17 protein-coding genes are annotated in these 16,092 nt (G+C 70.0%); 14 read left to right on the top strand and 3 right to left on the bottom strand.

Features of this window, described 5'->3' with window-relative positions:
- The first annotated feature begins 32 nt into the window (after positions 1 to 32).
- The 4 genes from FHU38_RS15930 to FHU38_RS15915 are packed head-to-tail and all read left to right on the top strand — an operon-like array spanning position 33 to position 3,919.
- The gene (locus tag FHU38_RS15930; protein WP_208416597.1) at positions 33 to 941 is read left to right on the top strand and encodes an SDR family NAD(P)-dependent oxidoreductase; all 909 of its coding nucleotides are present in this window, start codon (positions 33 to 35) and stop codon (positions 939 to 941) included.
- Between the two features lie 38 nt (positions 942 to 979).
- Positions 980 to 1,858: an amidohydrolase family protein gene (locus tag FHU38_RS15925; protein ID WP_167172231.1), complete on the top strand. Its 879-nt coding sequence runs from the start codon at positions 980 to 982 to the stop codon at positions 1,856 to 1,858.
- Positions 1,855 to 2,319, top strand: a complete 465-nt coding sequence (locus FHU38_RS15920) for a MaoC family dehydratase (RefSeq protein WP_313886795.1) — start codon at positions 1,855 to 1,857, stop codon at positions 2,317 to 2,319. Before FHU38_RS15925 ends, FHU38_RS15920 begins: the two co-directional genes overlap by 4 nt.
- 31 nt (positions 2,320 to 2,350) lie before the next feature.
- Positions 2,351 to 3,919, top strand: coding sequence for an AMP-binding protein (locus FHU38_RS15915; protein ID WP_167172229.1), 1,569 nt, complete (start codon positions 2,351 to 2,353; stop codon positions 3,917 to 3,919).
- 48 nt (positions 3,920 to 3,967) lie between these two features.
- Here FHU38_RS15915 and FHU38_RS15910 read toward each other — a convergent pair whose 3' ends face one another.
- Together FHU38_RS15910 and FHU38_RS15905 are read right to left on the bottom strand one after the other, a co-directional pair.
- Complete coding sequence (locus FHU38_RS15910) at positions 3,968 to 4,720, bottom strand: maleylpyruvate isomerase family mycothiol-dependent enzyme (RefSeq protein WP_167172227.1); 753 nt, start codon at positions 4,718 to 4,720, stop codon at positions 3,968 to 3,970.
- A gap of 51 nt (positions 4,721 to 4,771) precedes the next feature.
- Positions 4,772 to 5,704 (bottom strand): AraC family transcriptional regulator, encoded by a 933-nt coding sequence (locus FHU38_RS15905; protein WP_167172225.1) that lies wholly within the window; start codon positions 5,702 to 5,704, stop codon positions 4,772 to 4,774.
- A gap of 113 nt (positions 5,705 to 5,817) precedes the next feature.
- On the opposite strand from FHU38_RS15905, the gene FHU38_RS15900 reads away from it, so the two are divergent.
- The 7 genes from FHU38_RS15900 to FHU38_RS15870 all read left to right on the top strand — a co-directional run bounded on the left by FHU38_RS15900 (position 5,818) and on the right by FHU38_RS15870 (position 13,006).
- Positions 5,818 to 6,915: an MBL fold metallo-hydrolase gene (locus tag FHU38_RS15900; protein WP_167172223.1), complete on the top strand. Its 1,098-nt coding sequence runs from the start codon at positions 5,818 to 5,820 to the stop codon at positions 6,913 to 6,915.
- A gap of 65 nt (positions 6,916 to 6,980) precedes the next feature.
- Positions 6,981 to 8,123 carry a CapA family protein gene (locus FHU38_RS15895; protein WP_167172221.1) on the top strand — a complete coding sequence of 381 codons (1,143 nt, stop codon included), beginning with the start codon at positions 6,981 to 6,983 and terminating at the stop codon, positions 8,121 to 8,123.
- A gap of 99 nt (positions 8,124 to 8,222) precedes the next feature.
- Positions 8,223 to 9,176 (top strand): threonine ammonia-lyase, encoded by a 954-nt coding sequence (locus FHU38_RS15890; protein WP_167172219.1) that lies wholly within the window; start codon positions 8,223 to 8,225, stop codon positions 9,174 to 9,176.
- Between the two features lie 20 nt (positions 9,177 to 9,196).
- Positions 9,197 to 9,697, top strand: coding sequence for a PH domain-containing protein (locus tag FHU38_RS15885; RefSeq protein ID WP_167172217.1), 501 nt, complete (start codon positions 9,197 to 9,199; stop codon positions 9,695 to 9,697).
- Positions 9,694 to 11,223 carry a PH domain-containing protein gene (locus FHU38_RS15880; RefSeq protein WP_167172215.1) on the top strand — a complete coding sequence of 510 codons (1,530 nt, stop codon included), beginning with the start codon at positions 9,694 to 9,696 and terminating at the stop codon, positions 11,221 to 11,223. Before FHU38_RS15885 ends, FHU38_RS15880 begins: the two co-directional genes overlap by 4 nt.
- A gap of 65 nt (positions 11,224 to 11,288) precedes the next feature.
- The gene (locus tag FHU38_RS15875; RefSeq protein ID WP_167172212.1) at positions 11,289 to 12,317 is read left to right on the top strand and encodes an aminotransferase class V-fold PLP-dependent enzyme; all 1,029 of its coding nucleotides are present in this window, start codon (positions 11,289 to 11,291) and stop codon (positions 12,315 to 12,317) included.
- Between the two features lie 50 nt (positions 12,318 to 12,367).
- Positions 12,368 to 13,006 carry a hypothetical protein gene (locus tag FHU38_RS15870; RefSeq protein WP_390623295.1) on the top strand — a complete coding sequence of 213 codons (639 nt, stop codon included), beginning with the start codon at positions 12,368 to 12,370 and terminating at the stop codon, positions 13,004 to 13,006.
- Positions 13,007 to 13,011: 5 nt separating this feature from the next.
- Here the strand turns inward: FHU38_RS15870 and FHU38_RS15865 are convergent, their stop codons facing one another.
- Positions 13,012 to 13,959, bottom strand: a complete 948-nt coding sequence (locus FHU38_RS15865) for a ferritin-like domain-containing protein (RefSeq protein WP_167172209.1) — start codon at positions 13,957 to 13,959, stop codon at positions 13,012 to 13,014.
- 99 nt (positions 13,960 to 14,058) lie between these two features.
- Between FHU38_RS15865 and rimP the strand changes: the two genes are divergently transcribed.
- The 3 genes from rimP to FHU38_RS15850 are packed head-to-tail and all read left to right on the top strand — an operon-like array spanning position 14,059 to position 16,033.
- A complete protein-coding gene (gene rimP / locus FHU38_RS15860) occupies positions 14,059 to 14,598 on the top strand; it encodes a ribosome maturation factor RimP (RefSeq protein WP_167172206.1) in 540 nt (179 codons plus the stop codon).
- Positions 14,595 to 15,638: a transcription termination factor NusA gene (gene nusA / locus FHU38_RS15855; RefSeq protein WP_167172205.1), complete on the top strand. Its 1,044-nt coding sequence runs from the start codon at positions 14,595 to 14,597 to the stop codon at positions 15,636 to 15,638. Before rimP ends, nusA begins: the two co-directional genes overlap by 4 nt.
- Positions 15,635 to 16,033: a YlxR family protein gene (locus FHU38_RS15850; RefSeq protein ID WP_390623294.1), complete on the top strand. Its 399-nt coding sequence runs from the start codon at positions 15,635 to 15,637 to the stop codon at positions 16,031 to 16,033. The genes nusA and FHU38_RS15850 overlap by 4 nt, the downstream gene beginning before the upstream one ends.
- The last annotated feature ends 59 nt before the right edge of the window (positions 16,034 to 16,092 follow it).

Genomic DNA, 16,092 nt, shown 5'->3' with positions numbered 1-16,092 from the left:
TATCAGGAAACCTGATGGAAGGGATGTCTCCGATGGACCTCACCGGGAAGGTCGCGATCGTCACCGGCAGCGGTCGTGGGCTCGGGCTGGCCTATGCCAAGGAACTCGCGGCCTCGGGTGCGAAGGTCGTCGTCAACGACGTCGACGAGGCCACCGCCGACTCCGCCGTCAAGGAGATCACCGCCGCGGGCGGCATCGCCGTCGCCGAGGTCGGGGCCGTGGGCGGCACCGAGGTCGCCGAGGCACTCGTCGCCCGCGCCGTTTCCGAGTTCGGCCGCCTCGACGTGCTCGTCACCAACGCCGGTGTGCTGCGGGACAAGGTGTTGTGGAAGATGTCGGACGACGACTTCGACACCGTCGTCGACGTCCACCTGAGGGGCACCTTCACCTGCGCCCGCGCGGCAGCACGGCAGATGAGGGAGCAGGGAGACGGCGGCAGGCTCGTGCTCGTCGGTTCCCCCGCGGGCCAGCGAGGCAACTTCGGTCAGACCAACTACTCCGCCGCCAAGGCAGGCATCGCCGCCTTCGCCCGCACCTGGTCGATGGAACTGGCTCGTGCGGGCATCACCGTCAACGCGATCATCCCGGTGGCGGCTACGGCGATGACCGAGACAATCCCGGCGCTCAAGGGCTACGTCGAGGCGATGCGGGCAGGGGAGCCGATGCCGACCTTCGCCCGCAGGGCACTGGCGTTCGGCAGCCCGGAGGACGCCGCCGGGTTGGTGGCCTTCCTCGCTTCCGACGCCGCCGTCGATGTTACCGGCCAGTGCATCGGCATCGGCGGCGACCGGCTCTCGCTGTGGTCGCACCCGCAGCAGGTCGCGGCCGCATACGCCGACGGTGGCTGGAGCGCCGACGCGATCGCGCAGGCGTGGTCCACCACGGTGGGGGCCGAGCCGCAGAGCGTCGGGGAGAAGCTGCCCGAACCTCCCGCGAACTGAGCCCGTACATACCGGCCCCGCCGAGGAAACTGGAGAGCATGGACCACACGCAGCTCGACGCCATCGATGTCCACGTGCACGTCGAGACCGACGGCAGCGGGCACATGTCGCTACCGGAGGAGTTCCTCGAGGCCTCGGCCAAGTACTTCGGTGCCGACCATCGCGCGCCGACGCTTCCCGAGATCGCCGACTACTACCGGCAGCGACGGATCGGCGCGGTGGTGTTCACCGTCGACATCGAGGGCGCCACCGGCCATCCCGCGCTGTCCAACGAGTACGTCGCGCAGGTCGCGGCCGAGCACTCCGACGTGTTGCTGCCGTTCGCCAGCATCGACCCGGCCAAGGGTAAGGCGGGTGCGGCCAGGCTACGAAGGCTGGTCACCGAACACGGAGTCCGCGGGATCAAGTTCCACCCCAGCATCCAGGACTTCGCGCCCAACGACGGCACCGCGTATCCGCTGCTGGAGGTAGCGCAGGAGTTGGGTGTCCCCGCGCTGTTCCACACCGGACAGACCGGTATCGGCGCGGGTATGCCGGGCGGCGGCGGGATCAAGCTCGGGCTGTCCAACCCCATGCTGCTCGACGAGGTGGCGGTGACGTTCCCGGAACTGACGATCATCCTGGCGCATCCCTCGTTCCCGTGGCAGGACGAGGCGCTCGCCGTGGCTACTCACAAGCCGAACGTCTACATCGACCTGTCCGGCTGGTCGCCGAAGTACTTCCCGCCGCAGCTGGTGCGCTATGCCAACAGCCTGCTGCAGGACAAGGTGCTCTTCGGTTCCGACTACCCCCTCATCACCCCGGACCGGTGGCGCAGCGACTTCGACAAGCTCGAGATGAAGCCGGCGGTGCGGCAGAAGATCCTGAAGGACAACGCCGTTCGCGTGCTGCGGCTGGAGGGGGAGAACCGAAGGTGACGGCAGCGACGACCAGGGTGGCCTTCGACGAGGTCAACACACTGGTGGGCAAGGACCTCGGACACAGCGACTGGATCGAGGTGACCCAGGAGCGGATCAACACCTTCGCCGATGCCACCGGTGACCACCAGTGGATCCACGTCGACGAGGAGAAGGCCAAGGAAGGGCCGTTCGGCGGCACGATCTCCCACGGCTACCTCACCCTCTCCCTGCTCATTCCGTTGTGGACGGACCTGCTCGACGTCGGCGACGTGTCCACCAAGGTGAACTACGGGCTGAACAAGGTCCGCTTCCCCTCGCCGGTTCGTGCGGGCTCGCGGGTGCGGCTGACCGGCAGGTTGGCGCGGGTCGAGGAGGTGGGCGGTGGCGGTCTGCAGTTGACCGCCGACCTCGTCGTGGAGATCGAGGGGCAGGACAAGCCCGCCTGCGTGGCGCAGCCCGTCTTCCGGTTCTACGCCTGAAGCGACCGGTCCAGGCTCAGCGAGGAGCAGCATGATCTACCGCAGTCCGCTGCCGGACATCGAGATTCCCGAGGTCACGCTCACCGAGTACGTCCTCGGCGCGGCGGCCGGGTTCGGTGACAAGGTGGCATTGCTCGACGGTGTCACCGGCGAGCGCATCACCTACGCTGAACTGGCCACTGGTGTTTCGGCCTGCGCGGGTGCGCTGGCCGCGCTCGGGGTGCGGCCGGGCGACGTCGTGGCGTTGCTGAGCCACAACCAGCCGCGCTACGCCCTCGCGCTGCACGGCGCGATCGCCGCGGGTGCCGCTGTCACGCCGATCAACCCGGTGTTCACCCCCGCCGAGATCGCCAAGCAGGTGACCGCGTCGAGGGCCAAGGTAATCATCACCTCCGAGCAGGTCGCAGAGAAGGCGGCAGAGGTGGCGCGGCAGACCGGTATCGCGCACGTCTTCGTGCTCGGGGAACCAGCCGCGGGCTCCGGCCTTCGCGGCTTCGACGAGTTGCGCAACAGCGGCGAGCCCAGGCCGTGGCTGGATATCGATCCGGCCACGACCGTGGCCGCGCTGCCGTTCTCCAGCGGCACCACAGGAACCGCGAAGGGGGTGCGGCTGTCGCACCGCAACCTCGTGGCCAACCTGGCGCAGACCCGGGTCGGCTGGCGCATCACCAGCGACGACGTGCAGGCAGCCGTGCTGCCGTTCTTTCACATCTACGGCTTCACGATCATCCTGAACTCCGGCCTGCTCGGCGGGGCGACTGTGGTGACGCTGCCGCGCTTCGAGTTGGACGGCTACCTGGCGGCGCTGGCCGAGCAGAGGGTGACCCGCGCCTACTTCGCCCCGCCGATGGTGCTGGCGCTGGCCGACGCACCCGGCGTGGAGAACTACGACCTCTCGCCGTTGCGGTACGCGCTGTGCGGCGCCGCACCGCTAGACGTGGCGGTCACCGAGCGCGCCGAGGAGCGGCTCGGCTGCCTGATCCGCCAGGGCTACGGCATGACAGAGGCCAGCCCCGGCACCCATCAGGTGTTCGACAGCGACTTTCCCACCACCCCGCCGGGCAGCGTGGGCAGGCTGTCGCCAAACACCGAGGCGCGGCTGGTACGGCCCGGCACCAATATCGACGTCGAACCGGGCGAGACCGGCGAGTTGCTGGTGCGCGGCCCGCAGGTGATGCTCGGCTACCTCGACAATCCGGAGGCCACCGAGGAGACGATCACCGACGGCTGGCTGCACACGGGTGACCTGGTGCGCGTCGATGACGACGGCGTGTTCTGGATCGTCGACCGGCTCAAGGAACTGATCAAGTACAAGGGTTACCAGGTGGCGCCCGCGGAGCTGGAGTCGGTGTTGCTGAGCCATCCCGCCGTCGCCGACGCGGCGGTGATCGGCGTGCCGCACGCCGAGGGCGGTGAGGCGCCGAAGGCGTTCGTGGTGCCCAAGGCGGCCGCCACCGTCGAGGCCGAGGAGTTGCTCACCTGGGTGGCGCAACGGGTCGCCCCATACAAGAAGGTCAGGCAACTGGAGTTCGTCGACGCGATCCCGAAATCACCGACGGGCAAGATCCTGCGCAGGGTGCTCAAGCAGCAGCAGGCCTGAGGCCCGCGAGTCCCCCGTTCCTGCCCGCGAGTTCTGCGTTCGGGACCGCTAGTTCCAGCGCACGTGCAGCAGCCTCGGCCAGGCCTCGACCACGGTGGCATCACCGGCGACGTGCAGCGGCCTCAGCGGCGCGCGGTTCCACAGCGCGAGGTACAGCTCCTGCGCGGTACCCCGCAGCGTGGTGTCCGCGGTGCCGTCCGGCATGCCTCGGCGAACGACCGGCCGCTCGTCGCTGATCAACACCGTCCAGTCGGAGCCGGTGTCGGCGGCGGACACGTGCAACGTGTGCGGTGCTTCCAGCCGCATCCGCCGCGAGCGTACGGCGAAGCAGCCGAGCAGCTCGTCGATGCCGTCGGTGGCTAGTGCGGGCTCGACAGGGCCGACCTTGTCGCCCGCGGACTCGGCGTCGACCCGGTGCACAGTGGTCTCGTGTGCCTGCCTGCGGGCCCAGTGAGCCAGTGGCGAGGTGGCGCGCAGGAATGTCCAGCACCGCAGATCGTGCGGAGCCGATCGCACTGAGGCGACCAGAGTGGCGCAGCCGACCCGGAACCACTCGGGTAGTTCGGAATCGGTGGGTACGTCGTCGGCGATGTCGTGGGCCTCGGCGAGTTCGAGCGGCACCGTCCTGCCCCGAACGAACTCGGTCGCCCACCGATGCACTCCGCCGGTGTGCAGCAACAGCTCACGCACCCGCCAGCCCGGACACGTCGGTACCTCGGCCAGCGGACCGGCCGTCTGGGCCGCCTCGGCGAGCCGGTTCCCGGCCTCTTCGATCGCATTCGCCCATGCGGTGATGTCCACCCGGTGAGTATGGCAGCGCGCCAATGCTCGACACCGCCAATACCCGCGGATTCAGCCGCTCGCCTCGCGGTACTGCCGTGGGCTCATGCCACGCACCCGCTTGAACGCCGCGCTGAGCGCGAACGGGCTGCCGTAGCCCACCTTCCTCGCCACCGACTCGACCGTGGATTCCGGCTCGCGAAGCAGGTCGGCGGCCAGAGCCAGGCGCCACTCGGTCAGGTAGGCCATCGGTGACTCGCCAACGAGTTCGCTGAACCGCCTGGCGAGAGCGGCGCGGGACACCCCGGTCCTCGATGCCAACTCCTTCACCGTCCACGGGTACGCGGGATCGTCGTGCAACAGTCTGAGCGCCTCACCCACCACGGGATCGGTGTGCGCGCGGTACCAGGAACCCACGGCCGCCGAGTGCGCCGACCACGCGCGCACGGTCGTCACCAGCAGCAGGTCGAGCAGCCGGTCCAGCACGACTTCCTGGCCGGGCTGCTCCCTGTCGATCTCGGCGTCCAGCAACTCGACCAGCGGCGATTCCAGCTCGGCTCGACCGACGACGGCGACCTCGGGCAGCGCCGACAGCAGCCGTGAGCTGATCTCGCCGCCTACCGGGTACGCGCCGACGAGCATGGTGGTGCTCGCCGCCACTGCGGTGCCCCACGTCCTCGGCCCCAGCGAGAACTCCTGGCACACCGGCTCGCCTTGCGGTGTCGTGCCGCGCTGACCGTGCTCGATGACCGCGGTCGGTGCCGTGGCCGGATCGTCGGCGACGGTGTAGGGGTTGTCGCCACGCACGAGCGCGACGTCGCCGGTGCACAACCGCACGGCGTCGGCACCGTCGGGCACGAGCCAGGCGCTGCCCCGCGCCAGCGCGATGAGCGTCAACGGTGAGCGGTCGCGCACCAGAAGTGACCACGGCCGGTCGAGCACGACCCGCAGCAGGAATGCGCCCCTGGCTCGCGGCCCGTCGAGCAGGCTGCTCAGCGCGTCCATGGCGAGGAGATTAGCCGCCCACGACCGGATAACGCGTGGAACACCATGACCGCAATGCACGTTTCCCTGCTCGAGCGCGGGGTAGATCGATCGAGGAGGAGGAGGGAGCGGACATGGCGAGGTTGCTGGGCACGTTGACGGCGGGAATGGGCGCGGTGACGGCGGCCGGTGTCGCGGCGGCGGCATCGGGCGTGCGCGCGGCGATCGGCGGAACACCCGATCAAGCCGCGCTGCTGGGTTCGCCGCAGTTTCGTGACGGCGCCTTCCGCAACCTGGTTCAGCCGCAGTGGCTGCCGGACGGCAGTGGTCGCGAAGTCGTTCGTGAGTTGCTGTCCGGGCGAGGGTCGCGCCGCCCGACGGGAAGTGTGCCGCTCGTGGAGCCGGACGCGTACGCACCCACCGACGGCCTCCACCTGACGTGGTACGGGCACGCGTCCTCACTGGTCGAGTTGGACGGGGCGCGAGTGCTGCTCGATCCCGTCTGGGGCGAGCGCGCGTCGCCGTCCCGGCTGGTCGGGCCGAAACGGCTGCATCCGGTGCCGCACCGGCTTGCGGACCTGCCCGCGCTCGACGCGGTCGTGGTGTCCCACGATCACTACGACCACCTAGACATGTCCACGGTGCGCACACTCGCGCGCACACAGCGGGCACCGTTCGTCGTCCCGCTCGGCGTGGGTGCGCACCTGCGGGCGTGGGGCGTGCCGGACTCCCGCATCATCGAACTCGACTGGGGTGACGAAACCACGATCGACGACCTTCGCATCGTCGCCACCCCGGCGCAGCACTTCTCCGGAAGGGCGTTCTCCCGTAACAACACGCTGTGGGCGTCGTGGGTGATCGCCACCCCGGCACACCGGGTGTTCTACAGCGGCGACACGGGATACTGCGAGGCTTTCAACGACATCGGCGAGCGGCACGGACCGTTCGATGTGACCCTCGTACAGGTGGGTGCCTACGCCAGCAGTTGGCCCGACATCCACATGACGCCAGAGGAAGGCGTGGCCACCCATCTCGACGTGCGTGGCCAGCTCCTCGTTCCGGTCCACTGGGCCACGTTCAACCTCGCACCCCACTCGTGGACCGATCCGGTGGACCGCGTGTGGAAGGAAGCGAAGGCGCTCGACGTCTCGCTCGCCGTGCCGAAGCCGGGGCAACGCATCGCGGTCGCGGCGCCCCCACCTGTCGATGGTTGGTGGCAGACCCTTACCTGAGAGGGTGGTTTGGATCACTGCGGGTGACAAGGCAGGATAGCGCCACCCACCCGAAAGGCTGATCCATGAATCGTCGTGCCGTGGCGGCGGTGCTCAGTGCCACACTCCTGGCCGGCGCGTGCGGTACCGCGCCCGCCGAACAACCGGTACTGCCGCAGGGCCCGGCGAGCTCGGGTGTATCCGCGACTGCCACCCCCGTCGATACCCTCACCGTCGTGGCCACGGGGGATGTGCTGATCCACCCCGCGCTCACCGAGCAGGCCGCGCGCGAAGCGGGCGAGAACGCGGGCCCCGACGACTTCGACTACGGCCCGCTGCTTGAGGGGGTGCGGCCGCTGGTGTCCAAGGCCGACCTCGCGCTGTGCCACCTGGAGGTCCCACTCGCGCGGGAGGGCGGACCCTACAGTGGCTACCCGCAATTCAGCGCGCCGCCCGAACTGGCCGACGCGCTGGCAAGGGTCGGCTACGACGGCTGTTCCACCGCCTCCAACCACGTGCTCGACCAGGGCGAGGAAGGCGTGGTCAGCACACTCGACGCACTCGACGGGGCGGGCCTGGAACACACCGGCTCCGCGCGCACCGAGCAGGAGTCGGTGACGCCGCTGGTGGTGGACGTCGGCGGGGTGCGGTTGGGACACGTTTCCTACACCTTCGGCTTCAACGGCATTGCAACACCGCCGGACAAGCCGTGGCTGTCGAACGAGCTGGACGCCGACGCGATCGTCGCCGAGGCTCGGGCCGCCCGCGAGGCGGGGGCCGAGGTGGTGATCGTCAGCGTGCACTGGGGGCAGGAGTACGTGCACGAGCCGACCGAGGAACAGCGCGCGCTCGCGCGACGGCTGCTCGACGAGGAAGCCATCGACGTGCTCGTTGGTCACCACGCCCACGTGGTCCAGCCCATCGAACGCATCGGCGACAAGTGGGTCGCGTACGGCCTCGGCAACTCGGTGGCGCGACACGCGGAGCCCCGCGGGGTCTCCGAGGAGGGAATCGCGGTGCGGTTGCGCTTCACCCGGGTGCACGGCGACTGGGTGGTCGACGGCATCGAGTACATACCGACGCTGGTGGAGCTCGGCCCCCCGATCCGGCTGATCGACCTTACGACTGCGGAGCCGACGCCGCGCCGCACCGAGGCGCTGCGACGCACCGACCAGATCGTGCTCAGCCGTGGTGGCGCCGAGCACGGACTGAGCCGCCCCGGCCGCTGACACGCCTGCCGAACCCGTTCGGTGGTAGCGCCTGCCCGAACCCGGTTCGGCCGGGAAAATCACGTGGCCGCGCGGTAGTGGAAGGAGCAGGCTGGCGGTATGGGCAATCGAGAAGTACGCACACCCTCGGCCGAAGACGTGGAACATGCCTGGTCGGTACTGCGGGGAGCGCTGGCACCCACCCCGGTCGTGGGTGAGGGGCCGCTGCTGAAGCTGGAGTCGCTGCAACCGACCGGGTCGTTCAAGGTACGTGGCGCCCTCAACGCGCTCGCGGCGATCGGGCAGGGCGAGCGCGTGGTCACGGCCTCGGCGGGCAACCACGGGCTCGGAGTCGCCTTCGCCGCGACCAGGCTGGGCCGCCCTGCCACCGTCGTCGTTCCGGAGAACGCCTCGTCCGCCAAGGTCGCCGCGCTGGGTCGGTTCGACATCGAGCTCGTTCGCGAGGGGCGCTCCTACGCCGAGGCGGAGGCACACGCGCTGCGGCTGGCGCAGCGCGGGGCGTACTTCCTTTCCCCCTACAACGACCCGCACGTCATCGCGGGGCAGGGCACCATCGGCCACGAGCTCGCCGGGCAACTCACTGGGCGACGGCTCACCGTGGTGTGCGCTGTCGGCGGCGGTGGGCTGGCCTCCGGGCTCGGGTTGTGGGCTTCGACCCAACCGGACGTGCGCATCGTCGGGGTGGAGGTGGACGCCGCACCCTCCGTGGCCGAGGCGGTGAAGGCAGGCCACCAGGTCCCCATCGAGGTGCGCCCCACGCTCGCCGACGGTATCGCGGCGAACCTGGAACCGGGTTCGGTGACGATCGACCTGGTCGCCAAGCACGTCGACCGAATCGTTTCCGTCACCGAAGCCGAACTGCGGACCGCGGTGCGGCACCTGGCGGCCACGCATGGTGTGGTCACCGAAGGCGCGGGAGCCGCGGCGGTGGCGGCCCTCTTGGCGGGCAAGGTCGAGCCGGGGGGCGAGGCGGACCACACGGTGGCCGTCGTTTCCGGCCGCAACATCGCCCTCGGCGTACTGGCCGAGGTGTTGGCCTCCAGCCAGCCGTAGGGTCGGGGAGGGAGTCGCAGATGGGGGATACCGCCTCCCTGCGGCTGCGTCCGCCGAGAAACCAGGTCGACCGCAGGGCGCTGCGCTGGTGGCGGACCAACCTGCTGTTGTGGGTGGGCATCCCGGTCGTGGCGCTGGTGTCGCTCGCCGCCGTCATCTCCACGGCAGCGGCCTGGCTGCTCGTGGCCGCGGGCGCCGTCGCCGTGGTGGGGCTGCCGGTGGCGGTCCTGCTTCCACTGTGGTGGTACCGGGTGCATCGCTGGGAGATCACCGACGACGCGGTGTACACCCGCACCGGCTTCTTCTGGCAGGAATGGCGAGTCGCGCCGATGTCGCGCATCCAGACCGTGGACACCCAGCGCGGGCCGCTGGAACAACTGTTCGGACTTGCGACCGTCACGGTCACCACCGCGTCGGCCAAGGGGGCCGTGACGATCCCCGGCCTGGACCACCGGCTCGCAGCACAGGTCGCAGAGCAGCTAACCAGCACCACCCAGGCAACTCCGGGGGACGCCACGTGACCACCTCGCGTCAGTCGCCCGGGGTGGAGGAGGCTGGGCCTGCCGTGTGGCGCAAACTGGACAGACGCACGGTAGCGGTCACGGTCCTGCGCGCGGCCGGAGTGGCCGTTGCCGCCGGATTCCCCACCGGGGCGGCGATCGCGGGCAGCGCCTCACCGCTGGTCGCCACGGCTGTCGTCGTGCCGGTGGCGGTGGTGCTGATCGCCGCGGCCGGGCTCTTCGACGACGTGCGATGGCGTAGGACCAGCTACCGCGTCCTGCCGGATCGCGTCGAACTGCGCAAGGGGATCGTCGTGCGCAGCAGGCGCACGCTCAGCAGGCATCGCATCAGGGCCGTCGACATCACCGCGCCACCGTTGCTGCGTGCCTTCGGCCTGGTGAACGTCAAGCTCGGCACCGGGGAACAGACCTCGGCGGGGGAGAGCTCGCTGGTACTGCACCCGGTGACCAGGACCGAGGCCGACGACCTGCGCACGGTCTTGCTGCACCGGGACACGCGCGCCGCCAGTACCCCCGCGCCCACCGACGGTCGGCTCGCCACCTTCCAACCCTCCTGGGTGCGGTTCGCGCCGATGTCGTTTCTGACGCCGACGCTCGGACTGGCCTTCTTCGGGGTGATCCTGCAGGTGGCCGAGTGGTTCGGGCTCCGGTCCGGTGTGGTCTCCTGGGCACTGGACCTGCTGCGCGACCTTTCACTACCGCTCGCCGTACTCGCCCTGCTGCTCACCGGCCTCGCCGTGGGCTCGATGGCATTGTTCCTGGAGATGTGGGGGCGGTTCCGGCTCGAACGTGAGCCCAACGGCACGTTGCGGGTGCGGCGCGGGCTGCTCACCAGGCGGTCCATCTCACTGGAGGAGCGGCGACTCCGTGGTGTCGAACTCGTCGAACCGCTGGGCAACCGGCTGGTCGGGGCGGCGAGGGTGGACGCGGTGGCCACCGGACTCGTGCGGCAGAACTCCAAGGAGCGCACCGACCACAAGACGCTGCTGCCACCCGCACCGCGCAGGGAGGCCGACCGGGTGGCTGCCGTCGTGCTCCGCGAGTCCGCCTCGCCGACCGAGTCCGTACGGCTGCTGGCTCACCCCATCGCGGCAAGGGGACGCCGGGTGCGGTGGGCACTGCTCGCGGTCGCCGCCGTGGTGGTGCCGCTGCTGGTGGTTGGTCTCACCGCGGTGCCCGTGCTGGTGCCGCTGGCGGGAATCTGCGCGGCCGTGCTGGTGCCCGTCGCGCTGGCCGTCGCTTTCGACGCCTACCGCAACCTCGGTCACGGACTCGCAGGCGACTACCTGGTCACCCGAAGCGGCGCCCTACGGCGCAGCACGGTCGCGCTGCGACGGCGCGGCATCATCGGGTGGACCGCGACGCAGTCGATCTTCCAGCGGCGCAAGGGGTTGCTCACACTCACCGCGACAACGGCGGCGGGCGCGGGGGCCTACTCGATCTACGACATCGGGCAGGCAGAAGGTTTGGAGTTCGCCGAGGCCGCCGTCGGCGAACTGTTCGGCCCTTTCCTCGAACGCGTGTGATCCAACCCCGGGCGCGCGGCAGGTAATGCGGCGACCTGCGCCGCGACCCGCCGTAGGCTGGGGCCGTGCGAAACGCGTTCGGCGCCGAGTTCGACGGCTGCGACGGTTACCTGAACACCCCCAGCATCGGTGTGCCACCGGTACCTGTGGCCGATGCCGTCGAGCACGAACTGTGGCGATGGCGCACCGCGGCGGCGGCTCCGCCGGACTACGACGCCGCCGTACATGTGACCCGAGCGGCGTTCGGCGCGCTGGTGGGCGTGCCGGGGGAGTGGGTCGCCGTCGGCGCGAGCGTGTCGCAGGTGATCTCCATGGTCGCGGCAGGGCTACCGGACGGCGCCACGGTGCTGACGGCCGAAGGCGAGTTCACCAGCGTCACCTTTCCCTTCGCCGCGCAGCAACGACGTGGCGTTCGGGTGAGCGAGGTGCCGCTTGCCGACCTGCCCGCACACGTCGAGGGGCATGATCTCGTGGCGGTGAGCGTGGCGCAGTCGGCCGACGGCGCGCTGGTCGATCTGGCCGCGCTGCGCGCCGCCTGCGAGGCTGCGGCCGTGCCGGTACTGCTCGACGCCACGCAAGCCGCGGGCTGGCTGCCGCTTGAGCTGGAATGGGCCGACTGGGTCGCGGGCGCGTCGTACAAGTGGCTGCTCGCCCCGCGTGGTGCCGCCTGGCTCGCCGTGCACCCGAAGGCGGCCGAGCGCACCGTGCCCGTCGCGGCGAACTGGTACGCGGGCGAGGACCCGTGGCAGACCGTTTACGGGCTGCCGCTTCGACTCGCGGGCGGCGCGCGGAGGTTCGATCTCTCGCCCGCCTGGCTACCGTTCGCGGGCGCCGCGGTGGCACTGCCCTACCTTGTCTCGCTTGACCGGAAGGCGGTTTACCGGCACTGCACGGGCCTGGCCGATCTGCTGCTGTCCCGGCTGGGCCTGCCCCCGCGTGGTACGGCCATCGTGGCACTGGACACCGAGGGCGCGGCGCCGCGACTGGCCGCCGCGGGCGTTCGGGCCAGCGTGCGGGCGGGCAGGGCGAGGGTGGGCTTTCACATTTACAACACGGAGGCCGACGTGGAGCGGGTCGTGGAGGCGCTTGGTTGAGCCGCGTACTACCGTCACCGCCTGTGGCCGGACAGCAGTACAACCACCGAGTGAGTGACACCTCGCCGATGCCCGTGATCACCGGGTCCCCGCCAGCCGCCCCACCACAGCGGGGGCCCCGGCTCGTGCTCTACGCCGTTGGCCTCGTCGCCGTGGCGGTGGTGTCAGGCCTGGTGTGGTGGCTCATCCGCTCCGGCGGCGGGGTATCGGGGCAGGTTGCCGCGCCAACCGAGGAGAACCCGTTGACCAGTGGAGAGTTCAGCTACACCGTGGTCGCGGGCCCGCAGACGTCGACCGACTGCGCGGGCAACGCCTACGGTGACGTCGCGAGCTGGTTCACCCAGCACCCCTGCGAGCGGGTGGTGCGGGCGCTCTACACGACTCGCTCCGGCGAGGCCAGAGCCCTCGTGTCGGTGGTGGTCGTGACGATGCCGACCGCGACGGAGGCCCAGCAGCTCAAGCTCATCACCGACACCGACGGCACGGGTAACGTCAACGACCTCGTCCGGGACGGCACGGCTTCGTTACCGGGAGCACCTTCGGTGGCCGGAGGTGAGTACCACTCCAAGTCCGAGGGCAAGGAAGTGACGATCGTGGAGTCGGAGTTCTACGGCGAGCACACCGACGACGCGTTGCTGCCCCGGATCGGCTCCGACGCGTTGCGACTGTCGGCGGCGTTGCGGGGCTGAGCCTGCTACGGCCGTTGCTCGCCTCGGCCGGGCAGCGCGACCGCGGCGGGACTTACCCCCGCTTCCATTCGCCAACTCGTGCACCTGGTGGCCGAGCCGACCAGTGCCTGTGTGGCCAGCACCCGCAGGCGCGCGTCGTCGCTGTGCTCCAGCACGCCGTGCCAGGCTCTGGCCGCGTCCGTCTCCGCTGTGATCACCACGGCCTGCGCGGATTCGGTTCCGGTGACCGGTTGCGGGGGCAGGTAGGCAGGCTCGGCGGGGCGGGGCGTCGCGCCCGCCGCGGTAAGCACCCGTTCGCAGGCATCTCTGCGGTCCCGGTGCGCGTCGGCGCCAGCTTCGATGCCCTTACCGAAATCGTCAGGCAGGAAAGCACTCACCAGGCCGTACACCCACACCGCGGCGTGTTCGGCGGCGAGTGCCTCCTGTAACGCGGCCACAGATTCCTGGGCGAGCCCACCCGTGACCACGTGGCTCACCTCGCCGGGCTGCTCCGCACCGAGAGCGGGCGCGAGCTGCTGCAACCCGGCACACCCGGCTGCGACCGAACCGACCAGCCCCGCCCGGTAGCGCGGCAGTTTCGGGACCAGTTCGGCCGCCTGCCGCCGCGCGTCGGCGAGCCGACGGCCGAGCGCTTCGATGCTGTCCACCGTGCGTGGCGGCGCGGACGGCGCTGACTCCGGAACCGGCCGGTTCAGCCGGTCGACCTCGGCGCGCAATGCCCGCGCCTGTGCCGAGCGCGCCTGTGCCACCTGGTTGGCGAGGTCGGCCTGTTCTGGCGCCGCCAGCGCGCCCGCCGCCTCGGCGTCGGACGTGGCGCGCAGCAGCAGTGGCAGCAGCGGGTCGGGGCTGTCGTCGTAGCCGCCGGAACACGCCGCGGCAACCGGGGCGGTGAGCGCGGCGAGCGCGGTCGCGCGAAGGAGGTCACGACGCGTCAGCGGACCAGGGGATCTCACAGGACGCCATCCTGCCAGCGGGGTGCGACGGACGGCGCGAGGCGGTCCCGGCAAGATAAGCTGGACCACTACTTGACAAGGACAACAGGGAGCATCACGGTGCCCAACGAACTCGCCAGTCGGCTGGAGCCACTCGTGGCCGACGCCGTCACGGCCGCGGGTTTCGATCTCGACGCGCTGGACGTGCAACAGGCCGGACGGCGCAAGCTGGTCAAGGTCGTCGTCGACGGAGAGGAAGGCGTCGAACTGGACCAGGTGGCCGAGATCAGCAGGGCGGTGTCCGCGGTGCTCGACGATCACGAACACCTGATCGCGGGGGCATACACGCTCGAGGTGACCTCACCGGGGGTCGACCGGCCACTGACCAAGCCACGACACTGGCGCCGGGCCAAGTACCGGCTCGTTCGGGTGACACCACGGGAAGGTGCCGAGTTCGTCGGCCGTGTCGGGAACGCGGGGGACAACAGCGTGCGGATGCTCGTGGACGGCAACCTGCGCGAGCTGGCCTACGCCGACGTGGCGAAGGCAGTGATCGAGATCGAGTTCAAGCAGCCGCCGACAGGTGAGCTCAAGCTGCTGGACAACGACGCCTACGGCAAGATCGGGGAAGGCGCCGGACCGAAGGAGGAGTCGAGGTGAACGTCGATATCGCGGCGTTGCGCGCGATCGAACGGGACAAGGACATCCCCTTCGAGACGGTGCTGGAGGCAATCGAGAGTGCTCTGCTGACCGCGTACAAGCACACCGAAGGCCATCAGCCACACGCCAAAATCGACATCGATCGCAAGACGGGCTACGTGCGGGTACTGGCACACACCCTCGACGAGAACGGCGAGATCGCGCAGGAGTGGGACGACACCCCCGAGGGGTTCGGCCGAATCGCCGCCGCAACCGCCCGCCAGGTGATCCTGCAGCGGCTGCGCGACGCCGAGCACGAGAAGACCTTCGGCGAGTTCTCCGCGAAGGAAGGCGAGATCGTCGCGGGTGTGATCCAGCGCGACGCGCGGGCCAACGCCAGGGGCATGGTGATCGTGCAGGTCGGCGAGACCGAGGGGGTGCTTCCCGCCGCCGAGCAGGTGCCGGGGGAGACCTACGAGCACGGCGCCAGGATCAAGGCCTACGTCGTGGTCGTGGCCCGCTCCGGCAGAGGACCGCAGATCACGCTGTCGCGTACCCACCCGAACCTGGTGCGCAGGCTGTTCGCGCTGGAGGTGCCAGAGATCGCCGACGGCACGGTGGAGATCGCCGCCGTGGCCCGCGAGGCGGGGCACCGTTCGAAGATCGCGGTGCGGTCGACCGTTCCGGGCGTCAACGCCAAGGGTGCCTGCATCGGCCCTGTCGGTGCGCGCGTGCGCAACGTCATGAGTGAACTCGGCGGTGAGAAGATCGACATCATCGACTACTCGGAGGACCCCGCCAGGTTCGTCGGGAATGCGCTCTCGCCCGCGAAGGTTGTATCTGTAAAGGTCGTGGACGAGCGGGCCAAGACGGCGCGGGTCGTCGTCCCCGACTTCCAGCTTTCACTCGCCATCGGCAAGGAAGGGCAGAACGCTCGCCTCGCCGCCAGGTTGACCGGTTGGCGCATCGACATCCGCAGCGATGCCGCGCCGGAGTCGGGGCAGCGGCAGGTCGATCCGGACGAGTCACCGCACGCCGCGGCGACCGGTTCGGCTGAGTGATTGACCAAGGGCTAAACTGGGTAACGGTGCGACGCCCGCAGTCGGAATCGACACACCGTGAACACGGGGGGTACGGAGTTACACCCATTCGTACCTGTGTCGGGTGCCGGCGGCGGGCGTCGGTCGGAGAGTTGCTGCGCATCGTCGCGGAGGACGGGCGGCTTGTCGTCGACACTCGACGGCGGCTTCCGGGTCGAGGTGCCTGGTTGCACCCAGACCTGGAGTGCCTGTCCAAAGCCGAGCGGCGGCGAGCGTTTCCCCGGGCATTACGGGTCCTGGGGGCACTCGACGCCAGCGGCATGCGGCATGATGTGAAGCGGCTCGCCGAGAGCTGTACGGATTCGGGGAGTTCCCGGGTCCAGTCGGAAACAAGGAAGCAGGTCGACCCGTCATGAGTCAGCCGTGAAGCTGAAGCCATGAACGCGCGACGATAGGACGAGGTCTGCGGGTCCAG

This window comes from Saccharomonospora amisosensis, assembly GCF_011761185.1.
Lineage (GTDB): Bacteria > Actinomycetota > Actinomycetes > Mycobacteriales > Pseudonocardiaceae > Saccharomonospora_A > Saccharomonospora_A amisosensis.
Note: the sequence above shows the minus strand (reverse complement) of the source record. Positions and strands in the feature narration are given on the sequence as shown.